Origin of the sequence: Azospirillum sp. B510, assembly GCF_000010725.1 — a bacterium.
GTDB lineage: Bacteria > Pseudomonadota > Alphaproteobacteria > Azospirillales > Azospirillaceae > Azospirillum > Azospirillum lipoferum_B.
In genome coordinates this window covers 655430-677494 of record NC_013855.1, presented here as the reverse complement: position 1 = coordinate 677494, position 22065 = coordinate 655430, and the positions used below count along the sequence as shown (strand labels likewise).

The following is a 22065-nucleotide window of genomic DNA, read 5'->3' as shown; positions in this document are numbered from 1 at the left end:
GAACTGGTACGCCGACGTCTGCAATCTCGTTCGCTACGCCTCCTGTTACTTGGCCGACCGCGGTTGGCCAAACCTCATGCTGGACAAGCGCGATCTCCGCCGTGTCGAAGGCATGTGGCCTGGAGGACGTGGCTATCAGTTAAAGGTGACGGAGCGCACCATACCCGATGATATTATCGAGCAGATGTTCCAGAAGCTCGACAGTCTCGACCCCGTCCTGAAGCGCCTTCTCATTCTTGGCCGCTACACCGGCATGCGGAGTGCAGATCTTCACGCCCTCGACTTCGACTGCCTGAGAGCCTGACCCGAAAAGAATTGAGTGATTTCAGTCTCTTGTGATTCGATCGATGTTGCGAAGCATGACGAATGACAAGACAATGTGGACTGAAATCACCCGAGCGCAGTATCAGCGAAAAGGATTGAGGTATTCAAGCGACACGACGGACGCGGAGTGGGCGGTGCTCGAACCACTCCTCCCGGCGGCTCGACGCTTGGGACGGCCGCGAACGGTCAACGTGCGCGAGATCGTGAACGGCATCCTCTTTCTGGCGACCTCCGGGTGCCAGTGGCGGCAACTGCCGAAGGATTTCCCGCCGATGACGACGGTCCAGCGCTATTTCTACCGCTGGCGCGACGATGGGACCTGGGAGACGATCAATCACGCCTTGGTGGCGATGGTTCGGGAAAGCATGGGACGGGAGGCCAGCCCGACAGCGGGGGTGATCGACAGCCAGTCGGTCAAGACGACGGAAGCAGGTGGCCCCCGTGGCTACGACGCGGGCAAGTGCATCAAGGGGCGCAAGCGGCATGTGTTGACCGACACCAATGGCTTGCTGGTCGCCGCCATCGTTCATGCCGCCGACATCCAGGACCGTGATGGCGCCCCGGCGCTCCTCGCCTCCGTTCGCACGCTCTTCCCCTGGCTTCGCCACGTCTTCGCGGACGGCGGCTACGCTGGACCCAAGCTGGAAACCGCTTTGGCTCAGATCGGGACATGGACTCTGGAGATCGTCAAGCGGTCCGACGCCGCCAAAGGCTTTGAACTGCTGCCTCGGCGGTGGGTCGTTGAGCGTACAATCGCTTGGCTTAACCGCAATCGCCGCCTCGCCAAGGACTTCGAGGCCACCGTCGAGAGTGCCGTCGCATGGGTCTTCATCGCCAGCGTCAAACTGCTCTCAAGACGGGTGGCTCGAACATAGACACAGCTTTGCCGATTCCGAGTCGGACTCTGAGAGTCGGACTCGGAATCGGCATAGCTGTGTCCATGTCCTGGCTACCCGCCTTGAGAGCAGTTTGACACTTGCGATGAAGAACCAGGCGATGGTGCGCTCGACGACCCAGCGCCGGGGCAGCAGTTCAAAGCCTTTGGCGGCGTCGGACCGCTTGACGATCTCCAGGGTCCATGTCCCGATCCGGGCCAATATAACCATCCCGACCTGCGCGAACACATCCGGCAGGTCCGCGAGACCAAGGGGGCTGGAGGCGCAACCGCACGGGCCATGAACCGAACCGAGAGCAGCAAGGACCGCATCATCGACGGGCTGCGCACCAAGATCGAGCGGCTGGAGGAGGAACTGACGGCCATCCGTGGCGATGCCAAGCAACTCCGCGGTGCCCTGGAACGGGCGCTGGGAGAGGCGCAATACTGGAAGGAACAGGCGGCCAGGCTGGGGCAAGGTCGATCATAACGGTTTCGGGAAAGGTCCTAACTATGCAAAAGAGCTTTAAAGAGCATTTAGCAGCATCCGGCGCGGTCAGACAGATCGACGGCAGCAACCTGTACAGACGTCGGAGCAGTTCAAGCCTATGGTATTGGAATCATGCGCAAAGTTTCCGGGCGTCTGCATTGGTTCTATGGCAAGCCTATGGGGCCGTGGATCGAACCCTCACTGGGGAAGCTCTCGGCCTTGGAGATGGACACCAATTGTCAGCCTCCCTGCCGCGCGTGTTTGCGCTACTCTGCGGGCAATCCATTGAGCTGCTCCTGAAGGCGACAGCGAAGGCGCCGAACCTCAAAATCATGACTCACCACCGCCTCAACGAACTGCGAGAGCATATAGGGGTGGATGTAAACGAGCATCAGTCCGCCTTATTGGATGCTCTGACTGAGTATATTTATTGGCATGGTCGATATCCGACCACAAAAGAGGAAAAACAGAAGAAAAGACCCTGGAAGTCTGGCAAAATTCCCTTGATAAATTAAGCAAAATAAAAATAAAATCAGGAAATCTTTCCAATTTCCACACCAAAGAGCGAGAGATAAATAGAGAAAATTATGATGTATTATGGTCATTGCTCGCCCCATATCTCTGGGTCGCCCACGAGAAAGCACCCGAGTCCATGTATCTCGGGCAATGAGGTCGCGCATAGGCGATAGAACCACTCCAATCGCTCAGGGGCGCTCATTCAGTCCCCTACCAAACACGTCGTGGACATGTCCGTCATGATATGATGATAGGAAACCTGCGACTCTCAGCCAAACCACTACGGATAAATGGAAAATATATGAACCTTATTTTCCAGTGTCTTAACCGCGATCCCGCTCCGTCACCCCATTCCTAAAACTAGATATTGTGGGTAGGTCGAAGACTGGATCCAATTCGGTCGCATCCTTGCCTAGGAAGTTCTCCGCAGGCTCGCGCTCAGCACCCAGCGCCTGTGCACGAGAACAACCAAAAAGGGACTCTTGCTACGCGGCGCCCAACCCTCTAAACGTAATCTACGTCGCGTGGTGAGAAAACCCTCGGCTCACGCGCCACCGTAAGGTGGTTGAGTAAACCGCTTCAGCGGGGAAGTAGATGTCCGGTGTCGTGAGGTCCCGGACCGCGACAATGAAAATGGTCCCTGCATCAGCGGGGACTTTTTCATTTTATGGTATTGTCCTTTGGCAGATGCGGCGATCCTGCGCAAGGCGCTCGACGACGCACGCCCGCTGTTCGTCCGCGGTTCCGACCGGTGGCAGACACTTCCGTGGTAAGGCCGGGGCGGCATGTCCGTCCCGGCCCTTTTTCCTTTGCGGTCAGGGCAGGTCCCGGTCGCGGCATCCCGTCGCATAAAAGAGAAAGGCGGCCCCGCGGTATCGCCGCCGGGCCGCCCATGAGTAGGTTCGGGAGGAAACGCAACCAAAGTTGCAAGCAAAGGTATATTATTGAGATGGTTAACGACGGATGAAAGAGCGCCGGGAATCGACCCCTACCACTTTTTTGCGAAAGATCGCCTCCCGCCACCTCGCCCCTATGGCGCGGTCTCCGGCTTTCCGCCGAAAGGGCGGGGTGGCGCGACCCCGCCCCGACGCGCTATGACAGTCGCCCTTTCGCATCGCCACCAGCCCGCAGGGTCCCTGCCCCATGCTGTCCATCAGCCAGCGCATCGCCGACGAACTCTCGGTCCGCGAGTCCCAGGTCGCCTCCGCCATCGCCATGCTCGACGAGGGATCGACCGTTCCCTTCATCGCACGCTACCGCAAGGAGGCGACCGGCGGCCTGGACGACACCCAGCTCCGCACCCTGGAGGAGCGTCTGGGCTACCTGCGCGAGCTGGAGGACCGCCGCGCCAGCATCCTGTCGACCATCCAGGACCAGGGCAAGCTGACGCCGGAACTGGAGTTGCGGATCAAGCAGGCCGACACCAAGACCCGGCTTGAGGATCTCTATCTCCCCTACAAGCAGAAGCGCCGCACCAAGGCCCAGATCGCCCGCGAAGCCGGGCTGGAGCCGCTGGCCGACGCGCTGCTGGCCGACCCGAGGACGCAGCCGGACGCCGAGGCGGCCGCCTTCGTCAACGCCGACAAGGGCGTCGCCGACGTCAAGGCGGCCCTGGACGGCGCCCGCCATATCCTGGTGGAGCGTTTCGGCGAGGATGCCGAGCTGGTCGGCCGCCTGCGCACGGCGATGGCCGACAAGGGCGTCGTCACTTCCAAGGTGATCGAGGAGAAGAAGGCGGAGGGCGCCAAATTCTCCGACTATTTCGACTTCTCGGAAAACTGGTCGAAGCTGCCGTCCCACCGGGCGCTGGCCCTGTTCCGCGGCCGGGCCCAGGGCGTGCTCGACATCCGCCTGGATCTGCCGGTCGAGGAGGGCCAGCCCCATCCGGCGGAAGGAACCATCGCCGCCCATACCGGCATCCGCGACCAGGGCCGCCCGGCCGACAAATGGCTGTCCGACGTGGCGCGCTGGACCTGGAAGCTGAAGATCGGCCCGCACATCGAGACCGACCTGATGGGAAGCTTGCGCGAACGGGCGGAGGACGAGGCGATCCGCGTCTTCGCCCGCAACCTGCATGATCTGCTGCTGGCGGCCCCCGCCGGCCCGCGCACCACCATCGGGCTCGACCCCGGCATCCGCACCGGCGTCAAGGTGGCGGTGGTCGACGCCACCGGCAAGCTGGTGGAAACGACGACCATCTATCCGCACCCGCCGCGCAATGACTGGGATGGTTCCCTCGCCGTGCTGGCGGCGCTGGCGGCTCGACACAGGGTGGAGCTGATCTCCATCGGCAACGGCACCGCCTCGCGCGAGACAGACAAGCTGGCCGCCGATCTGATGAAGCGCCATCCCGAGCTTTCCCTCACCAAGCTGGTGGTGAGCGAGGCCGGCGCCTCGGTCTATTCCGCCTCGGAAACCGCGGCGCACGAATTCCCCAACCTCGACGTCAGCCTGCGTGGTGCGGTTTCCATCGCCCGCCGCCTGCAGGACCCGCTGGCCGAGCTGGTGAAGATCGAGCCGAAGTCGATCGGCGTCGGGCAGTACCAGCATGACGTCGCCGGCGGCAAGCTGGCGCGCTCGCTGGATGCGGTGGTCGAGGATTGCGTGAACGCCGTCGGCGTCGATCTGAATACCGCGTCGATCCCGCTGCTGACCCGCGTGTCGGGCCTGAACGAGACCATCGCCCGCAACATCGTCGAGCATCGCGACCGCAACGGCGCCTTCCGCTCGCGCAAGCAGCTGCTCGACGTCGCGCGGCTCGGCCCGAAGACCTTCGAACAGGCCGCCGGCTTCCTGCGCATCCGCGACGGCGAAAATCCGCTCGACGGTTCCGCCGTCCACCCGGAAGCCTATCCGGTGGTCCAGCGCATCGTGAAGACGACCGGCCGCGATCTCGGCAGCGTCATCGGCGACGCCCGCTTCCTGCGCGGCCTGAGCGCGGAGGCGTTCACCGACGAGCGCTTCGGCGTGCCGACCGTCGAGGACATCATCAAGGAGTTGGAGAAGCCCGGCCGCGACCCCCGTCCGGAATTCAAGACCGCCACCTTCAAGGAAGGGGTGGAGGAGCTGAAGCATCTTCAGCCGGGGATGATGCTGGAGGGCGTGGTGACCAACGTCACCGCCTTCGGCGCCTTCGTCGACATCGGCGTCCACCAGGACGGGCTGGTGCACATCTCCCAGCTCGCCAACAGCTTCGTCAAGGATCCCCACACGGTGGTGAAGGCCGGCGACGTGGTGAAGGTGAAGGTGCTGGAGGTCGACATCCCGCGCAAGCGCGTCGCGCTGACCATGCGCATGGGCGAGGAGGCGCCGCGTCCGCCCCGCCGCGAAGAGCGCCGGGAGGACATGCGGGGACCGGCGCGTCCGCCGCAGCAGCAGGACCGTCGTCCGGCGGCCCCCGCGCCGAAGGCGGCTCCGAAGCCGGCCAAGGCGCCGGAGCCCGTCAACAACGCCTTCGCCGAGGCGTTCGCCCGGGCGCAGGCGGGCAAGAAGAAGTAAGGGCCGGGGGGCCGTGGCTCCCCATCCGGTCCCTCTCCCACCAGGAATGGGGAGGGGTCAGGGCGGGGGCACGGCGTCCGACATCAGGCGGACACCCAGCCCGCCGATGGCGGCGGCGGCGACACGGTCGACCCAGCTGAGCTGCGTCAACAGCCCGAACGGCACCGCCGTCCGCCTGCGCTGGCGCTCGTCCGGCGGCTCCCCTTGCCTGGCCGCCTCACCGAAGGCGTCTGGACAGGCGCAACCACACGGGTAGACTGCCCGCCCAGCACACAATCGGGAGGGGGATGCTCATGCCTGGGGTTGTCCGCGGTTCCATCTGGTCCGGTCGCCTCGGCGGCCTCGCCATGGCCGCCTGTCTGCTCGGCTCCCTGCCGGCGCTGGCGCTCGACGGCATCGTCGAGAAGAAGCTGTTCGAGATGCCGTCCTACACCACCACCGGCGGCGGGACGATCAAGAATGTCCGTATCGGCTGGGAAAGCTACGGCAAGCTGAACGAGGCCAAGGACAACGCCATCCTCATCACCCATTTCTTCAGTGGCAGCAGCCATGCCGCCGGGAAATACAAGGCCGATGACGCCGCCCCCGGCTATTGGGACAGCATCATCGGTCCCGGCAAGCCGCTGGACACCGACAAATACTTCATCCTCAGCTCCGACACGCTGGTGAACCTGTCGCCGAAGGATCCCAACGTCATCACCACCGGCCCGGCCAGCATCAACCCGGACACCGGCAAGCCCTATGGCATGAGCTTCCCCATCGTCACCATCCAGGACTTCGTCAATGTCCAGAAGGCACTGGTCGACAGCCTGGGCATCAAGACGCTGCAAGCGGTGATGGGCGGCTCGATGGGCTCGCTCCAGGCCTTCGAATGGGGGGCCGACCATCCGGAAATGGTGAAGCGCGTCATCGCCGCCATCGGCGGGCCGGAGGCCGACCCCTTCCTGATCGGCTGGCTGAATCTGTGGGCGGCGCCGATCAAGCTCGATCCCAACTGGAACAACGGCGATTATTACGGCAAGGCGGAGCCGAAAGCCGGCCTGACCGAGGCGCTGAAGCTGGTCACCCTGCAAGCCCGCCATTGGAAATGGGCCGACGCCGCCTTCGGCCGGAAATGGGCGGAGGAAGGCAAGGATCCGAAGGCTTCGATGGCGAACCAGTACGCCATCGAAGCCTGGCTGGACAAGGCGGCCGCCGGCCGCGCCGCGGTCAGCGACGCCAACCATTTCCTCTATCTGGTGAAGGCCAACCAGACCTTCGTCACCGGCAACGGCGCCTCGCTGGAGGATGGGCTGGCGAAGATCAAGGCCCCGGTGCTGCTGATCCCGTCGGCCGACGACCTCGTCTTCCCGCCCGACCGCAACATGCGCCCGCTGAAGGACCGGCTGGAGAAGCAGGGCAATCCGGTGGATTACACCGAATCGATCACCTCGACCCTCGGCCATCTCGACGGCGTGGCGAACATCGCCAAGGCCGGCGACACCATCGCGCAGTTCCTGGCGAAGTGAAGCTTGCGGGGGGGATGCCCTTGCCGCCCCCTATTCCGTCACCGGGCCGCCGCGGAAATTCAGCAGGCTCGGCGCCTTGTCGATGATCTCTTCCAGGATCAGCGACGCCGTCTCCAGATCGCGCTCCAACTCCGGCCCAAGCTTGCCGGCATAGTTGGGGCGCTTCAGCTTTTCGGCGGCGTCGTGCAGGCTGCGCAGTTCCGCGACGAAGATCTCGCGGGCGCCCATCGGCAGAATCGGATTGGCCGACAGGACGAAGAAGAAGCGCATGCTGGCGCGCACCAGCAGGGCGAGCATCACCATGTCGAGCTTTTCGAACTGGTCGCGCAGATCGTCGGAACGCGCATCGACCAGATTGCGCATGCGCTGCTCGATCAGGATGACCAGGGCCTGGAACTCGCCGACCTTGTCGCGGAAATCGCGATAGGCGCCGAAGCTGTGCTTGCTGGCCTCATGCTCGGCCAATTGGGCCAGCTTGGACGCCTCGCGGCACTGGCGCTCCAGCGCGCCCAGCAGTTCCTTGACCTCGGCTCTGGTATATTGGCGCTTGCTCATCGGGATCGGCGGTGGTTCGGGACGGCGGGTTAGTCGATGCGGCAAGCTATAGCACAACCCGCAGGCTGCAACCTATGCCGCTTGCGGCGTCCTGATCCGACTCCGCGTCTCCGCCGCCTGCAATGGCCCGCCGTCAATGGTCCGCCTTCACCGGGCCACCCGGCCGGCGCACCAGCGGCATGAACAGCAGCGCGCCGAAAAACACCGCGGCCATCAGCAGCATGGCGTCGTTGAAGGTCAGGATCAGCGCCTCGCGCTGGACCAGCCCGACCAGCCGGGCCATCGCCGCGGCGGTCGGATCGGCGACCAGACCGTCGAAACGCTGGCTCAGGCCATCGACCATGTCCTGAACCTCCGGCCGGGCGAGGTTCAGATTGTCGCCGAGCCGGTTCAGATGCAGGGCGTTGCGGTCGGTCAGCACCGTGTTGATCGCGGCCAGACCGATGGCGCCGCCCAGGTTGCGCATCAGGTTGTAGAGGCCGGACGCGTTCTTCAGCTTGTCGGGCGGCAGGGTGCCGAGCGCCACGCTGTTGATCGGGATGAAGCACAGCATCAGCGACATGCCGCGCACCGCCTGCGGCAGGAACAGCTCCCAGAAGCCGGTGTCGGCGGTGAAGTGGCTGTTCAACCAGACGCCGGTCCCGAACAGGATCAGCCCGAGCGCCAGCATGACGCGCAGATCCATCCGCTTGGATAACGCACCGGCGATGGGGGCCGACATGAACTGGAAGGCGCCGGTCACGAACATGATCTCGCCGATCTGTAGGCTGTTGAAGCCGCGCACGCGGGCGAGGAACAGCGGTTGCAGATAGACCGACCCGTAAAGCCCGATGCCGAGGATGAAACTGTAGAGCGACCCGATGGCGAAGTTGCGGTCGGCGAAGGCGCGCAGCTCGACGATCGGGTTGCGGTAGGACAGCACCCGCCAGAAGAAGCCGACGGCGGAAACCGCCGCCACCACGGCCAGCGCGAAGATCGCCTCGTCGTCGAACCAATCGTTGCGCGGCCCCTCCTCCACCACATATTCCAGGCTGCCCAGGAAGGCGGCCATCAGCGTCAGCCCCAGGAAATCGAAGCCCTTGCGCAGCTCCGGATTCGGCCGGTCGACATCGACCAGGAACCAGACCAGCGAGGTCACCAGGATGCCGGGGACGACATTGGCCAGGAACAACCAGTGCCAGGACATGTGCTGGGTCAGATAGCCGCCCAGCGTCGGACCGATGGTCGGCGCCATGGTGGCGACCAGCCCCATCATCACCGACACCCCGGCCCGCTTCTCCGGCGGGAAGATCATGAAGCTGGTGGCGAAGACCGTCGGGATCATGGCGCCGCCGATGAAGCCCTGGAGCGCCCGCCAGACGATCATCGATTCGATGCCGCCGGCGAAGGCGCAGGCGACGCTGGTCAGGGTGAAACCGGCGGCGGCCAGGGTGAACAGAACGCGGGTCGACAGGATCCGCGACAGGATGCCCGACAGCGGGATCATCACGACCTCCGCGATCAGGTAGGAGGTCTGCACCCACGAGATCTCGTCGGCGCTGGCCGCCAGGCCCGCCTGGATTTCCGACAGGGAACTGGAGACGATCTGGATGTCGAGGATCGCCATGAACATGCCGACGACCATCGCGAAGAAGCCGGCGATGTCGCGGGGCGTGAGCGGGCGCATGCCCTGGGCCGGTGTCGCCATGGAACCGCTGCCTTCCGTCAAGGCCGGGTTGCCGCGCCCAAGGGCGCTTTCGGCCAGGATAGTCCGTCTTTGAAAGTATTGGCGGGAACGCCGCCCCGAAGGGGGGAGGAAGGGGCGGCGCCCCCGCCGGACGGTGCCCGCCTACTTGGCGGCGACCGCCTGCTTGTCGGTCAGGGCGCCGAACACGCCACCGGCCATATGCGGCTTATCGTCGGCGCCGCGGGTGTCGACCTCGGCCACCACCGACAGGCCGGGGCGCAGCAGGCCGGACAGCGCGTTGTCGCGTGGCAGGGCGATGCGGACCGGCACCCGCTGCACGATCTTGGTGAAGTTGCCGGTCGCGTTTTCCGGTGGCAACAGCGAGAATTTGGACCCCGACGCCGGCGCGAAGCTTGCGACCATGCCGTCGAGGCGACGGTCGGGGAAGGCGTCGACCGAGATGCTGACATGCTGGCCGGGGCGCATGCGCGACAGCTGGGTCTCCTTGAAATTGGCGACCACATAGACATCCGGCAGCGGCACCAGCGACAGCAATTGCACGCCCGGACGGGCATATTGCCCGACCTGGACGCCGCGGTTGCCGACCACGCCGTCGACCGGCGCATGGATGATCGTGTTGTCCAGATCGTTGCGCGCGGTCTGCAAGGTCGCCTGGGACTGGGCCAGATGGGCCTCCGTCTCGGTCCGGGTGGCGCGCAGGACGTTGATCTGCTCGTTCTCCGACGCCAGCGCCGCCCGCGACTTCAGCACCTGGGCCACCGCCTTGCGCAGGTCGGCGTCGGCGGTTTCCAGCTTCTGGCGGCTGGTCCAGCTGTCACTGGCCAGCGACCGGCTGCGGTCATATTCCTGCTGCGCCCGACGCTGTTCGGCCTCGGCGCTCGCCAGGGTGGCCGCCGCCTGGTCGATCATCGTGCGCTGAAGCTCCAGCTTGCTGTCCAGCGTGCCCAGCGCCGCCTTCTGCGCGGTCACCGCGGCCTCGGTCTCCGCCAGCTTGGCGCGGAAATCCTGATCGTCCAGGATCGCCAGCACGTCGCCCGCCCGCACCAGCTGGTTTTCCGCGACCTTCACGTCGCGGACATAGGCGGAGATCTTCGGGCTGACGACGGTGATGTCGCTTTGAACATAGGCGTTGTCGGTCGATTCCAGGAACCGGCCCTCCGTCCACCATTGCTCACCGGCGATGGCGCCACCCGCCAGAACGGCCAGCGCAACGCCCGACAGCACGATCTTCCGCACGCCATTCGCCATTGTCCCTATCCCCGATCCGGAACGGTCCGACACATGTCCCGATCGGCCACCGTTGCCGGCGCCGTCACGAGAAGAGAACTGAACCGTTCAGTTTAGTCTTGCCGGAAGATGGAGGATGGCCTATCTGTTGTCAAGACCGAACTGAACGGTTTAGTTTTCGGAAATGGGTGACGGGGAGCTTGTCGGGCGATGCGGAACGCGGTACGGGCCAGGAACATGGATGCAGGCGAGACACGCATGACCACGTTGGTTGCCCCCACCCCCGAAGCGGGATCGAAGCCGGCCCAGATCATGGACGCCGCCGGCGCCCTGTTCCTCGAGCATGGCTACAGCGCCGTCAGTATGGACGCGATCGCCAAGAAGGCGAATGTTTCCAAGGCGACGCTGTACGCCCATTTCGGCAGCAAGGAGGAACTGTTCCGGGCGATGATCGCCTGCGAGTGCGCCAATTCGGTCATGATAAGCGTGTGGGACGAGGCGACGAAACTGCCGGTGGCCGATGGGCTGCGCCTGTTCGGCCGGACCTTCGTCCGCTTCATCACATCGCCGAAGGCGCTAGGGCTCTACCGCATGGTGCTGGGTGAGGTGCATCGCCTGCCCGAGCTGGCGCAGGCCTTCCATGAGAGCGGTCCGGCCCTGACCTTCCAGCGCGCCCATCAGTTCATGGCTCAGGCGGCAGGCAATGGCGAACTGGCGATCACCGATTTCGAACTCGCCACCCATCAGTTCTTCGGCCTTTTGAAGGCCAACATGCACATGAAGCTGTTGCTGTGCCTGAGCGAGCGGCCGAGCGACGCTGATCTGGAACGATTCGTCGACGCCGCCGTAGAGCTGTTCGTCAAAGGCTATGCGCCGGAGCGACGGTGAGAAAAGGGCCGCGATAGAAGGCCTTAGCGATCCTCAATTGGCGCAGGCGGCAACCAAGGCCACTATAAACGGGAATCCTGATATAGAATCCACCCCTTCGGCTTGTCACCGGCCAAGGCTTCGTATAGCGTTCCGACGACATACCAGCGTAATGGTGCGTGGCGGATTTGCGGATGGATTTCGAGGCGACCTTCATCGCGCAGGTCATTACCGCTGTCGGATTCACCGTCGGTCTGTGCATTGTGGTGGCCTCGGGCCGCTATCCCCGTCATATCCGCTATTCTCTACGGGCCTATTCCTGCGGGAAAATCCTGGTCGGCACCGCCTTCCTCATAGCGGCCCTGCGCGCGGGTGATTGGCCCGAGTTGCTGATCCCGCTTGCGAACGGGGTGGGGATCGCCGGATTGGCCATGAACTACTCCAGCGTGCGCCATCTTCAGAACAGACCGATCTGGTGCTTCACGCCGATGGCGGCGGGTGTCGCCGTCGGTCTGCTGACTCTGCTGCTGCTGCTCGCCGGTGGCGGCCTCACCTCCGTCCGCACACTGGTCAGCCTGGCGGCCGTCGGGGTGATGGCGGTGATCGCCTTCGAAGTGGTGGTGCGTTTCGAGGGGCGCGGTGTTCCCCATTATGTCACCGGACTGCTTTGCGTCGTCCTTTCCATCGTCTATCTGGCCCGCATGGTCGTCGGGATCACGCGGGGCGATGAAGCGACCGGTTATTTGATGATCGATGACCGGATGGAGCGGATCGCCTTCCTGCTGACACTGCTGGGCACCGTCATCGGCGCGATCAACTACGTCCTGATGGCGAGCGACGAGTTCAACCGCGAACTGTCCAAGCTCGCCCATACCGACGGCCTGACCGGTTCCCTCAACCGCCGCCGGCTGTTCGAACTGGGAGAGGTCGAATTCCGTCGGTCCCGTCGGCATGGCCGGGCTCTCACCGTGCTGACTCTCGACATCGACCGTTTCAAGTCGATCAACGACCGTGCCGGCCATCCCTTCGGCGACCGGGTGATCCAGGCGGTGGCCGACTGCTGCGCCGGACAGATCCGGCACGAGGATGTCATGGGCCGGATCGGCGGAGAGGAATTCGCGATCCTGCTGCCGGGGATCGGGGAGGAGGCCGGACGGCTGCTGGCCGAACGGCTGCGCGCGACCATCGAACGGCAGTTGGCCCCGCTCGGCACGGAAGGCGGCGTGACGGTGACCTGTAGCATCGGCGGCGTCAGCCTGACACGGGAGCATGGCGAATTCTCCGACCTGATCGCCCAATCCGACTGCGCGCTCTACGATGCCAAGAACGCGGGGCGCAATCAGGTCCGGTTCTTCGCTCCCGCGCTCGTCGAGGCGGTTGCCGTCTGACAGGCGGAACGAGAGGTGCCGGTTCGAAAAAGCGGCGGCGACACCGGCCGGCTTTACCCACGGGGCCGCTTGCCGCATTATCCGCGCCGGTCCCTTCCGGCCCCCGTCTTCTCCGGCAACTTATCGGCACAAGGTCGTGGTTCTTTCCCATCTCGGCTCCGGCGGCCTGGAGCCGCAACGCTCGCAGCTCACGCTCGGCGCCAAATTCAGGCTCATCAACTGGGGATTGGTCCTGCTGATCTGCACGATCACCGGGGTCGGCGTCGGGCTTCTCTATTCGGCCGCCGGGGGCCACTGGAAGCCCTGGGCCCAGCCGCAGCTGGTGCGCGCCATTCCCGGCCTGGTCCTGATGCTCGGCATCGCGCTGATCGACATCCGCCACCTGATGAAGTCGGCCTATGTCATCTTCTTCATGGTGCTCTGCCTGCTGATCGCGGTGGAGATGATGGGCCGCATCGGCATGGGCGCCCAGCGCTGGATCGATCTCGGCTTCTTCCAGCTGCAACCGTCGGAGCTGATGAAACCGGCGCTGACGCTGGCGCTCGCCCGCTATTTCCACGGGGTGACGCTGGATCAGATCGGCCGGCCGCTTCTGCTGATCCCGCCGCTTCTGCTGGTCTTCACGCCCGTCGCCTTCGTGCTGCTGCAACCGAATCTCGGCACCTCGCTGCTGCTGATCATGGGCAGCGGCGCCATCTTCTTCGCCGCCGGGGTGCGGGTGTGGAAATTCCTGCTGGTGATCGGCGGCGGGCTCAGCGCCATTCCCATCGCCTGGGAATTCCTGCACGACTACCAGAAGCAGCGCGTCTACACCTTCCTCGACCCGGAGACCGATCCGCTCGGCGCCGGCTACAACATCCTGCAATCGAAGATCGCGCTGGGGTCCGGCGGACTGTTCGGCAAGGGCTTCATGTCCGGCTCGCAGAGCCAGCTGATGTTCCTGCCGGAAAAGCACACCGACTTCATCTTCGTCGTCCTGGCCGAGGAGTTCGGCATGGTCGGCGCCGCCACCCTGCTGGCGCTCTATGTGCTGCTGTTCATCTATGGCTGGGTGATCGCGCTGAACAGCCGCAGCCAGTTCGGCCGGCTGGTCGCGGTCGGCATGACCGCGCAGTTCTTCCTCTATGTCTTCGTCAATGTGGCGATGGTGATGGGGCTGATCCCGGTCGTCGGCATCCCGCTGCCGCTGGTGTCCTATGGCGGGTCGGCGATGATGACGCTGATGATCGGTGTCGGCCTGCTGCTCAGCATGTCGGTCCATCGCGACGTCCGCATCCCCAAGAGCGGCGTCACCGACGTCTGACGGCGTTTCTTCCCCGCCGCGATGATCGGCCCGTCCTGATCGGCCCGTCCTGATCGGAGAGGGTACGTCCCCCGCGCCGTTGTCCGCCTGCCCCACCCTCGCGATATCGGGGTGGGGGCCTACCGAAATCGCGGTCGGGTCCGGGCGCGGAACGGGAGGAACGGCCATGCCGAAAGACGCCACGAAACAGGGCGGACGACTGAGGCTTCTCACTGGCGCGGGCCTTGCCGCGCTTCTGGCGGGCGCCTTGGCCGCCGGTGGCCGACCCGCCCTGGCCGATGCGCTGTTCAGCCATATCGGCGGCAGCTTCAGCGAAAGCTCGGGAGCCTTCGACAGCTCGCGCTGGCAGCGGTCGGACGGCTGGAAGGCGGGCGCGCATATGGGCTGCGGCTGGAACCGCGCCAATGTAACTTTCGGGAAAGGCCGCCTCGCCCTGATGGTGGACGACACGCCCGCCGGCGGCGACCGCTATTCCTGCGGCGAATATTCGACCCACCGCTTCTATGGCCATGGCGCCTATACGGTATCGCTGAAGGCGGTGAAGGCCGACGGGGTGATGACCACGGTCTCCCATTACACCGGACCGCCCTTCGGTGATCCATGGGACGAGATCACGCTGGGGATCGCCGGCAAGGACACCACCAAGCTGGAGATCAGCTACGTCGCCAACGGCACCGGCCATCGCGACATGGTGATCGATCTCGGCTTCGACGCCGCCAAGGATTTCCACAGCTATGGCTTCGACTGGAAGCCGGACGGCATCGTCTGGACCGTCGACGGCGAACCGGTGCATCGCGTGTCCGGCAAACCGGAGGAGCTGCCGCGCATGCCGGGCCGGCTGATGCTGCGCTTCTGGAACGCCGCCGGCGACACCCAGTGGCTGCACCGCTTCACCTACCCCGACCATCCCCTGACGGCCGAGGTCACCGCCGTCACCTTCCGCGAGGCCCGGACCAATCTCAGCACCAATCTGGGTGATTAAGGAGCGGGGCTCACTCCAGCGCTTCGGCGCCCAGGTAGGATTCGACGACGCGGGGGTCGGCGACGACCTCCGCCGGGACGCCGTCGGCGATCTTCTCGCCATGATCCAGCACGACGACACGGTCGGAGAGCGCCATCACCGCGCGCATCACATGCTCGATCATCAGGATCGTCAGCCCCTCGCGCCGGTTCAGGTCGCGCAGGACCTCGACCATGCGGTCGACCTCGGTGGGGCGGAGTCCCGCCAGCACCTCGTCCAGCAGCAGCAGGGTTGGACGGGTGGCCAGCGCGCGGGCGACCTCCAGCCGCTTGCGGTCGGGCAAGGTCAGGCTACGGGCCGGGCGGTTGGCCTGATCGGCGAGCTCCAGCCGCTCCAGCACGACGCGGGCCTGGATCCGCGCCGCCTCCACCGAACGCTCGCGGGCCAGCGCGCCGACGACGACATTGTCCTCCACCGTCAGCTGGCCGAAGGGCTTGACGATCTGGAAGGTGCGGCCGATCCCGGCGGCACAGACCAGATTGGGCTTCAGCCCGGTCAGGTTGCGGCCCTTCAGCGTCACCCGCCCCTCGTCGGGCGGGAAAACCCCGGCGATCAGGTTGAAGGTGGTGGTCTTGCCGGCGCCGTTCGGGCCGATCAGGGCGAGAATGCACCCCTCGGGGACCGAGAAACCGACCTCCGACACCGCCTTCAGTCCGCGGAACCGCTTCGACAGGCGCTCGATCTCAAGCAAGGCGGTCATCTCAGGCGCCCTCCCCCGGCTGACGGACAAGACGCAGGCGGCGGGCCAGCCAGGGCCACACCCCCTCTGGCCGGAACACCACGATCGCCACCAGCGCCGCGCCATAGAACAGCTGTTTCAGGCCGGGCAGGTCCAGCCCGCCGGCCTCGATCAGGAAGGTCAGCGCCTCGCCCAGCGGGGTCAGGATGAAGGCCCCGAGGATCGGGCCGACCAGGGTGCCGATGCCGCCGACGATGGCCGGCAGGATGATCTCGATGGAGCGGCCCATGGAGAAGACCTGCTCCGGGAACAAATTGTTGAAGTAGAAGGCCTGGAACACTCCGCCCAGCGCCGTCAGGGCCGACGACACCGCCACCGCCGCCATCCGGGCGCGGAACAGGTCGACGCCCGACGCCTCCGCCGCATCCGGCTCCTCGCGAACCGCCAGCCATTGATAGCCAAGGCGGCTGTGCAGCAGGGCGCGCGACAGCAAAAGCGCCCCGACGACCAGCGCCAGCGCCACGTAATAGAACAGCACCGGCGAGCCGCGCAGGTTCAGCGGATCGCTCGCCCCCGCCTCCACCGGCAGGAAGAAGCCGCCGGAGCCGCCGACCCAGGTGATGTGGTCGAAGCCGATGCGCGCCACCTCGGCGAAGGCGATGGTCAGCAGGGCGAAATGCACGCCCTTCACCCCGAAGCGGAAGCCGAGGAAACCGATGACGCAGCCGGCCGCCACCGCGACCAGCATCGCCAGAAGCATGCCGGCCCAGGGACCGATGCCGAAATGGACGAACAGGGCGGCGCTGACATAGGCGCCCAGCCCGACATACAGCGCATGGCCCAGCGACAGCAGGCCGGAAAAGCCCATCATCACGTTCCAGGCCTGCCCGACATAGGCGAACCACAGCACGGTGGTCAGCACCGACAGCAGATAACGGTCGGCGACGAAGGGCGCCACCGCCAGACCCAGCGCCGCCAGCGCCAGCAGCGCCAGCCCGCGCCCGGTCACGCCCGAGGACGACAATGCCGAGAGCCCGCTCATGACCGTTTCCCCAACAGCCCTTGCGGGCGCAGCAGCAGCACCACGATCAGAACCCCGTAGCTGAACAGGGATTTCAGGGAGGGCGTCAGCAGGAAGCCGGCCAGCGCCTCCGACATGCCGATCAGCACACCGCCCAGCAGCGCGCCGGGCAGGCTGCCAAGCCCGCCGACAATGACGATGATGAAGCTGAGCAGCGTGTATTCCGGCGCCAGTTGCGGCCGGGCGTCGACCAGCAGCGTCATCAGCGCGCCCGCCACCCCGACCACCGCGGCGCCGATGCCGAAGGTCAGCGCATAGAGCCCGTCGATGTTCAGCCCGACGACGCGGGCGCCCAGCGGATTGTCGGCGCAGGCGCGGATCGCCTTGCCGGTGCGGCTGAAGCGGAAGAAGGCGAACAGCGCCGCCGCCACGACGATGGCCGCCGCCCCGGCGCGCAGCCGCACCGCATCCAGCAGCATCGGCCCGATCTCCACCGTGTCGAAGCTGTAGGGCACCTGGACGTTGCGGGCGTCCGGTCCGAACAGCATCAGCATGGCGTTGACCAGGACGGTGGCGACACCCAGCAGCAGGATGAACTGCATGTGCTCCGGCCGCTCGACGAACTTGTTGACCAGCCCGCGCTGGAGCAGCCAGCCGCAGGCGAACAGCAGAGCCGCCATGATCGGCGCCGACAGCAGCGGGTCCAGCCCGATCCAGCCGCCCAGCAGCACGGCGCCATACATGCCGGCGACCATCATTTCGCCATGGGCGAAGTTGACGACCCGCACCACGCCGAAGATGACCGAAAGCCCTAGGGCCGCCAGCCCATAGACCAGGCCGGTCAGCAGGCCGGAGGCCGCGATGTTGAGGTAATAGTCGATCGGCATGGGCGGCGGATTGTCCGAACGGTTGGGCTCTGCGGGTTAGCAGTCCCCGGAGGCCCAGGCAAGGCCGAATGCCGCCGGCGGCGCGATTCGTCCTTTGCCGTCATGGCCCGCCGGCCAGCCGGGGCCTATCATGCTGGGCCGCGATGCGCTCCGCCATCTCGTCCAGCCGGCGGTCGAGCGCCGTCGTCAGGCAGGAGCGCGCGGCGGCGGCGACCGCCGGATCGCCCTCAGTCCCGCTGCGGACCCAGCACAGGGCGGCGATCCGCTCATGGAAGCGCCGCTCGTCCTGGATCAGTTCATAGGCCGCGGCGGAGCGGGCGGCCGGATCGGCGATGCCGCCCAGGAAGCGGTCCTGCATGGCGCGGGCACGGCCATCGATCAGGGCGAGATCCGGAACGTCGCAGATCATCCGCCGCAGCGGCGCCGTGACCGTGGCGCAGCGCGGGTCGGGGATCGGGGCCGGCGGTGGCTCCGGCGGCGCGATGACGGCGACAGGCACCGAAGGGACAGGGCGCGGCGGGGACGGCGGGGCCGTCGCGACCGGCGGCAAGGGCGCAGCCACCGGCACCGCTTTCGCCGGCCGCTGCGTGGCGACATTGGCGGCGACATTGACGGCGATGGTGTCGGCGATGGTGTTGGCGCCCAGCGACTCCCGCACCACCCGCACCGGGGTGCCGACCTCCGTGGCGGCGAAGACGGTTTCTATGTCCGCGGGCAGCATGCGGAAGCAGCCGCCGCTCGCCCGTGTCCCGATCGACTCCGGGTCGTTGGTGCCATGGATGGCGATGGCCGGCCAGCCGAGATCGAGCGCGAATTTTCCCAACGGGTTGTGCGGTCCCGGCGGCACCGCCCGCGGCAGGGCCGGGTTGTCCCGTCGCTGGTTGGCGGTCGGCCGCCAGGTGGGATCGCGGCGCTTGCGCCGGATGCTGCTGCCGCCGACGGGAATCGGAACCCCCGGACGGCCGATGGCGACCGGAAAGCTGCGGGTCGCGCCATCGGACCCGGTCAGGTAAAGGCGGCGGTCGGCGAGGCTTATGGCGATCGAGGGCGAATCGGAGGCGACCGCGCCAGACTGGCCCGCGCCGGCGTCTGCGGCGCCGGTGAGGGCGAGCAAGCCCCAGAAAAGACACCGTACCAGGAGGACGGTGAAGGCTGTTGTCGGTCGGGAGGCGCCGACGCGGCCGCGTCCTCCCCCCATGATCGTGGAGCCGTGCATGCGGAAAGTTGACCGCGTGTCCCCTAAAACAGGGTAAACAGCATGGGACGACGGTCTCCGGGAAAATGGCGGCCGCCCCGACAGCGAGGACGTGCATCATGGACCAGATCGAGCAGACATTGGCCGTCGCGACGGAACATCACCGCGCCGGCCGCACCGCGGAGGCCGAACGGCTGTACCGCGACGTGCTGGATGCCTCGCCCGGCCATCCCGACGCCCTGCATCTGTTGGGGGTCATCGCCCTGCAATCCGGACGGCCGGAGGAGGCCGCGGACCGGATCGCCCAGGCCGTGGCCGGCGATGACGGCTCCGCCCTGTTCCACGCCAATCTGGGCCATGCCCTGCACGCCTCCGGCCGCCACCGCGAGGCGGCGCTGAGCTTCGCCCGCGCGGTGACCCTGCTGACCAACGAGGGCGAAGGCTGGGGCAATGTCGGCGCCCTGGCCAACCTGATCCGCCGCTATGACGACGAGATCCGCGCCGCCGCCGCCGCGGAGGTCGATGCCCGCTATTCCATGGGCGACGTGATGCGGCGCCAGTCGCTGCTGTTCCTGCTGAGCGGCGACATCGCCCATTACCGGACCCTGGTGACCACCGCGCTGGAGGATCCGCTGCGCTTCTCCGTGCCGTCCATGCATTACGCCTATTGGGGCATCGCCATGCGGCTGTTCCAGGGCGATGCGCGGACGGGGGACGTCGGCGCCTTCACCCGGGACGAGTTCCGGCGCTTCTACCGCCTGCTGGTGGAGGAGACGGCGCGCCGCTACGGCCTGGACGCCCACATTCGACGCTCCACCCCCCGCACCGCGGTCGGTCGGGTGGCGCTGATCACCAACCAGATGCTGGGCGAGGGGCACCAGCCGACGGCCGACGCCTTCGATTACGCCCGCCGGCTCCAGGACGACCATGGCCGCCAGGTGCTGATCGTCAACCCCAACGCCATGGCGGTGGAGGGTGAGAACGGCTTCGTTCCCGAATACAGCTACAATGTCACCGAGGAGTATGTGGGCGAGCAGACCATCACCGCCCACGGCGCCATGGTGCGCATGGTCTCCTTCCCGCAGCCGCGCTTCGACGAGGAGAAGCTGACCGCCATCGTCGATGCGGTGGAGCGCTTCGACCCCGACGTGATCATCGCCTTCGGCGGGTCGAACACGGTGGCCGACCTGTTCGCCCGCAGCCGGCCCGTGGTGTTCCTGCCGACCTCCAGCGGCCTGCCGCCGTCGCTCGCCACGCTCCTGCTCGGCTATGCGCCGGAGGACAGCGCGGACGGCTGGCCGGAGGAGGCGCGGGCACGGTTCCGCCCCTTCTCCTTCGGCTGGTCCCTGCCCGATGCCGGCCCGGCCCGCAGCCGCGCCGATTTCGGCCTGCCGGCGGATGGCCCTCTCTATGTCGTCGTCGGCAACCGGCTGGATCAGGAGGTCGGTCCTGACTTCATCGACACGCTCGACCGCCTTCTCGACCACGTTCCGGACGGGCGGATCGCCTTCGCCGGCGCGGTGTCGGAGCTGCCCGGCCGGATCGCGGCCGCCCGCAACGCGGCGCGGATGCTGGCGCTGGGCGATGTCGATGGCATTCGCGGGCTCTATGGCGTCGCCACCGTCTATCTGAACCCGCCGCGCCAGGGTGGCGGCGGCAGCGCCGCCTTCGCGCTGGCCGATGGGCTGCCGGTGGTGACCTATGCCCAGGGCGACGTCGCCGGCGTCGTCGGCGCGGCGATGACCGTCGCCGACGAGACCGCCTTCGTCGAACGCGCCGCGGCGCTTGGGCAGGACAGCGCCGCGCGGGCGCAAGCGTCGCAGGCGGCCCGCACCCGCTTCGCCGACACGGCCGACCGGGCGCGGTCGGTGGAAAAGCTGCTGGACTATGCGCTGGAGGCGCAGGGACTGTTCTGAGACAGCGTCAACGCGGCTTCCAAACGGCACCGCCCGGCCCGGCATGAGGAGACTCTTCATGCGGGAGCCGGGCGGTGGCGGTTCAGCCGACAGGCTGCGGTGGCCTTGTCAGCCCGTCACTCATCGTAGGTTCCCGCCCCGATGATGTAGCGTCCGTCGCGGGTGACGTAGGAATGCTTGTGCTCGACCTTGTTGGTCTGGCGGTTCAGCCAGACATAGTCGATGACGGCGTTCGGCTTGTCCTTGGTCTCCGAGATCATCGCCTGGACGATGGGCTTGCCTTCCGCATCCTTCAACTGGGCGGCGTCGGAGCCGGCCAGCTTCGGGTTGGCGCCGGAGGCGACGTAACGGCCGTCGGTGTCGAAGACGAACACATACAGCTCGCCGCGGCGGAAGCTGCCCTTGGGATCCTGGAAGGCCTTGGTCGCCTCGTCCGGCCCCCTGGCCTTCAGATAGGCGACGGCCTCGGCGACCAGCGACTTGGCCTGTTCCGGCGTGGCGTGATCGGCGGCGACGGCGGGAACGGTCAGCAGGGCCGCCGCGACGGCGACCAGGGATGCGGTTCCGCGAATGGTTCTGCGAATCATGGATGACCACCTTGGATGGTAAAATTTGGTAGAAAAAGACCTATGATCCGGCAGGGGGTCAGTCCTCATGCACGGTTTCCAGCCAGGAGCGGATCGACCACAAAGCCTCCTGTCCCAGAGCATCCCCGAACTTCGGCATATAGGTCACACCGTTGCGGATCGAGCCGTTGGTGACCCGCTCCTTGAACCACTCGTCGCCGGCGTCGCCCTTCTCCAGATAGCGCAGGTCGGGAGCGATGCCGCCGGACACCGCGCCCAGCCCATGGCAGCGGGCGCAGTTCTGGTTGAAGGCCGACGCGCCGATCTCGATGGCGCGCTGATTGCCGCGGAAGGGATTGCTGTCCCGCCATTTGTCCCCCAGCTTTTCCAGCCCGGTGGTGTCGACCGGCTGCGGAACGACATCGCCATGGGCGAAAACCAGACCGGGAAGCGCTACGGCACCGATCAAACCAATCGCGGCCGCAAGCCGAACAATCCATGCATTCATGAGAAAGACGTTCCCTCTGTTTCTAGCCGACCGGC

Annotated in this window: 20 protein-coding genes and 1 pseudogene; 11 read left to right on the top strand and 10 right to left on the bottom strand. The window is 66.2% G+C overall.

What is annotated here, in order from left to right:
- Nucleotides 1–76 precede the first annotated feature (76 nt).
- Together AZL_RS34435 and AZL_RS18270 are read left to right on the top strand one after the other, a co-directional pair.
- Entirely contained in the window at nucleotides 77–304 is a 228-nt protein-coding gene (locus tag AZL_RS34435) for a hypothetical protein (RefSeq protein WP_012975971.1), read from the top strand.
- A gap of 73 nt (nucleotides 305–377) precedes the next feature.
- Nucleotides 378–1199 carry an IS5-like element ISAli1 family transposase gene (locus AZL_RS18270; protein ID WP_012976163.1) on the top strand — a complete coding sequence of 274 codons (822 nt, stop codon included), beginning with the start codon at nucleotides 378–380 and terminating at the stop codon, nucleotides 1197–1199.
- Here the strand turns inward: AZL_RS18270 and AZL_RS37045 are convergent.
- Nucleotides 1176–1421, bottom strand: a pseudogene (locus tag AZL_RS37045) (transposase); the annotation flags it as partial. The gene AZL_RS18270 and the pseudogene AZL_RS37045 sit on opposite strands and share 24 nt — an antisense overlap.
- 78 nt (nucleotides 1422–1499) lie before the next feature.
- On the opposite strand from AZL_RS37045, the gene AZL_RS18265 reads away from it, so the two are divergent.
- From AZL_RS18265 to AZL_RS18255, 4 genes are all read left to right on the top strand, one after another.
- On the top strand, nucleotides 1500–1688 hold the full coding sequence (locus AZL_RS18265) for a hypothetical protein (RefSeq protein ID WP_012975970.1): 189 nt from the start codon (nucleotides 1500–1502) through the stop codon (nucleotides 1686–1688).
- Nucleotides 1689–1711: 23 nt separating this feature from the next.
- The gene (locus tag AZL_RS35630; RefSeq protein WP_148219474.1) at nucleotides 1712–2203 is read left to right on the top strand and encodes a hypothetical protein; all 492 of its coding nucleotides are present in this window, start codon (nucleotides 1712–1714) and stop codon (nucleotides 2201–2203) included.
- Between the two features lie 1144 nt (nucleotides 2204–3347).
- Nucleotides 3348–5702: a Tex family protein gene (locus AZL_RS18260; protein WP_012975969.1), complete on the top strand. Its 2355-nt coding sequence runs from the start codon at nucleotides 3348–3350 to the stop codon at nucleotides 5700–5702.
- Nucleotides 5703–5995: 293 nt separating this feature from the next.
- The gene (locus AZL_RS18255; RefSeq protein ID WP_042444600.1) at nucleotides 5996–7210 is read left to right on the top strand and encodes an E22 family MetX-like putative esterase; all 1215 of its coding nucleotides are present in this window, start codon (nucleotides 5996–5998) and stop codon (nucleotides 7208–7210) included.
- Between the two features lie 30 nt (nucleotides 7211–7240).
- Here AZL_RS18255 and AZL_RS18250 read toward each other — a convergent pair whose 3' ends face one another.
- The 3 genes from AZL_RS18250 to AZL_RS18240 form a co-directional block, all read right to left on the bottom strand.
- Nucleotides 7241–7765 carry a hypothetical protein gene (locus tag AZL_RS18250; protein WP_012975967.1) on the bottom strand — a complete coding sequence of 175 codons (525 nt, stop codon included), beginning with the start codon at nucleotides 7763–7765 and terminating at the stop codon, nucleotides 7241–7243.
- Nucleotides 7766–7898: 133 nt separating this feature from the next.
- Nucleotides 7899–9452: a DHA2 family efflux MFS transporter permease subunit gene (locus tag AZL_RS18245; RefSeq protein ID WP_012975966.1), complete on the bottom strand. Its 1554-nt coding sequence runs from the start codon at nucleotides 9450–9452 to the stop codon at nucleotides 7899–7901.
- A 141-nt stretch (nucleotides 9453–9593) separates the two neighbouring features.
- Nucleotides 9594–10700, bottom strand: a complete 1107-nt coding sequence (locus AZL_RS18240; protein ID WP_042444201.1) for an HlyD family secretion protein — start codon at nucleotides 10698–10700, stop codon at nucleotides 9594–9596.
- 237 nt (nucleotides 10701–10937) lie between these two features.
- Between AZL_RS18240 and AZL_RS18235 the strand changes: the two genes are divergently transcribed.
- The 4 genes from AZL_RS18235 (at nucleotide 10938) to AZL_RS18220 (ending at nucleotide 15219) form a co-directional block, all read left to right on the top strand.
- Complete coding sequence (locus tag AZL_RS18235; RefSeq protein WP_247894410.1) at nucleotides 10938–11567, top strand: TetR/AcrR family transcriptional regulator; 630 nt, start codon at nucleotides 10938–10940, stop codon at nucleotides 11565–11567.
- Between the two features lie 173 nt (nucleotides 11568–11740).
- Complete coding sequence (locus AZL_RS18230; RefSeq protein WP_042444199.1) at nucleotides 11741–12934, top strand: GGDEF domain-containing protein; 1194 nt, start codon at nucleotides 11741–11743, stop codon at nucleotides 12932–12934.
- 136 nt (nucleotides 12935–13070) lie between these two features.
- Entirely contained in the window at nucleotides 13071–14237 is a 1167-nt protein-coding gene (rodA, locus tag AZL_RS18225) for a rod shape-determining protein RodA (protein WP_012975962.1), read from the top strand.
- Nucleotides 14238–14403: 166 nt separating this feature from the next.
- On the top strand, nucleotides 14404–15219 hold the full coding sequence (locus AZL_RS18220; protein ID WP_012975961.1) for a family 16 glycosylhydrolase: 816 nt from the start codon (nucleotides 14404–14406) through the stop codon (nucleotides 15217–15219).
- A 10-nt stretch (nucleotides 15220–15229) separates the two neighbouring features.
- On the opposite strand, the gene AZL_RS18215 is transcribed toward AZL_RS18220, so the two are convergent.
- The 4 genes from AZL_RS18215 to AZL_RS18200 form a co-directional block, all read right to left on the bottom strand.
- Complete coding sequence (locus AZL_RS18215; protein ID WP_012975960.1) at nucleotides 15230–15958, bottom strand: ABC transporter ATP-binding protein; 729 nt, start codon at nucleotides 15956–15958, stop codon at nucleotides 15230–15232.
- 1 nt (nucleotide 15959) lies between these two features.
- The gene (locus tag AZL_RS18210; protein WP_012975959.1) at nucleotides 15960–16979 is read right to left on the bottom strand and encodes a branched-chain amino acid ABC transporter permease; all 1020 of its coding nucleotides are present in this window, start codon (nucleotides 16977–16979) and stop codon (nucleotides 15960–15962) included.
- Nucleotides 16976–17845 (bottom strand): branched-chain amino acid ABC transporter permease, encoded by an 870-nt coding sequence (locus AZL_RS18205; protein WP_012975958.1) that lies wholly within the window; start codon nucleotides 17843–17845, stop codon nucleotides 16976–16978. The genes AZL_RS18210 and AZL_RS18205 overlap by 4 nt, the downstream gene beginning before the upstream one ends.
- 100 nt (nucleotides 17846–17945) lie before the next feature.
- On the bottom strand, nucleotides 17946–18959 hold the full coding sequence (locus AZL_RS18200) for a L,D-transpeptidase (protein ID WP_042444196.1): 1014 nt from the start codon (nucleotides 18957–18959) through the stop codon (nucleotides 17946–17948).
- Between the two features lie 200 nt (nucleotides 18960–19159).
- On the opposite strand from AZL_RS18200, the gene AZL_RS18195 reads away from it, so the two are divergent.
- Nucleotides 19160–20956 (top strand): tetratricopeptide repeat protein, encoded by a 1797-nt coding sequence (locus AZL_RS18195; protein ID WP_042444194.1) that lies wholly within the window; start codon nucleotides 19160–19162, stop codon nucleotides 20954–20956.
- Nucleotides 20957–21072: 116 nt separating this feature from the next.
- Here AZL_RS18195 and AZL_RS18190 read toward each other — a convergent pair whose 3' ends face one another.
- Both AZL_RS18190 and pedF read right to left on the bottom strand, forming a co-directional pair.
- Nucleotides 21073–21543, bottom strand: a complete 471-nt coding sequence (locus AZL_RS18190; RefSeq protein ID WP_012975955.1) for a cache domain-containing protein — start codon at nucleotides 21541–21543, stop codon at nucleotides 21073–21075.
- Nucleotides 21544–21601: 58 nt separating this feature from the next.
- A complete protein-coding gene (gene pedF / locus AZL_RS18185; RefSeq protein WP_042444192.1) occupies nucleotides 21602–22030 on the bottom strand; it encodes a cytochrome c-550 PedF in 429 nt (142 codons plus the stop codon).
- Nucleotides 22031–22065 lie beyond the last annotated feature (35 nt).

Coding starts and splice junctions, on each gene's coding strand:
- AZL_RS18195 (WP_042444194.1), top strand. CDS start 19,160: ATGGACCAGATCGAGCAGACATTGGCCGTCGCGACGGAACATCACCGC.
- pedF (WP_042444192.1), bottom strand. CDS start 22,030: ATGAATGCATGGATTGTTCGGCTTGCGGCCGCGATTGGTTTGATCGGT.
- AZL_RS18265 (WP_012975970.1), top strand. CDS start 1,500: ATGAACCGAACCGAGAGCAGCAAGGACCGCATCATCGACGGGCTGCGC.
- AZL_RS18230 (WP_042444199.1), top strand. CDS start 11,741: ATGGATTTCGAGGCGACCTTCATCGCGCAGGTCATTACCGCTGTCGGA.
- AZL_RS18245 (WP_012975966.1), bottom strand. CDS start 9,452: ATGGCGACACCGGCCCAGGGCATGCGCCCGCTCACGCCCCGCGACATC.
- AZL_RS18250 (WP_012975967.1), bottom strand. CDS start 7,765: ATGAGCAAGCGCCAATATACCAGAGCCGAGGTCAAGGAACTGCTGGGC.
- AZL_RS18205 (WP_012975958.1), bottom strand. CDS start 17,845: ATGCCGATCGACTATTACCTCAACATCGCGGCCTCCGGCCTGCTGACC.
- AZL_RS18260 (WP_012975969.1), top strand. CDS start 3,348: ATGCTGTCCATCAGCCAGCGCATCGCCGACGAACTCTCGGTCCGCGAG.
- AZL_RS18240 (WP_042444201.1), bottom strand. CDS start 10,700: ATGGCGAATGGCGTGCGGAAGATCGTGCTGTCGGGCGTTGCGCTGGCC.
- AZL_RS18210 (WP_012975959.1), bottom strand. CDS start 16,979: ATGAGCGGGCTCTCGGCATTGTCGTCCTCGGGCGTGACCGGGCGCGGG.
- AZL_RS18255 (WP_042444600.1), top strand. CDS start 5,996: ATGCCTGGGGTTGTCCGCGGTTCCATCTGGTCCGGTCGCCTCGGCGGC.
- AZL_RS34435 (WP_012975971.1), top strand. CDS start 77: ATGCTGGACAAGCGCGATCTCCGCCGTGTCGAAGGCATGTGGCCTGGA.
- AZL_RS18190 (WP_012975955.1), bottom strand. CDS start 21,543: ATGATTCGCAGAACCATTCGCGGAACCGCATCCCTGGTCGCCGTCGCG.
- AZL_RS18270 (WP_012976163.1), top strand. CDS start 378: ATGTGGACTGAAATCACCCGAGCGCAGTATCAGCGAAAAGGATTGAGG.
- AZL_RS18215 (WP_012975960.1), bottom strand. CDS start 15,958: ATGACCGCCTTGCTTGAGATCGAGCGCCTGTCGAAGCGGTTCCGCGGA.
- AZL_RS18220 (WP_012975961.1), top strand. CDS start 14,404: ATGCCGAAAGACGCCACGAAACAGGGCGGACGACTGAGGCTTCTCACT.
- AZL_RS35630 (WP_148219474.1), top strand. CDS start 1,712: ATGCAAAAGAGCTTTAAAGAGCATTTAGCAGCATCCGGCGCGGTCAGA.
- AZL_RS18235 (WP_247894410.1), top strand. CDS start 10,938: ATGACCACGTTGGTTGCCCCCACCCCCGAAGCGGGATCGAAGCCGGCC.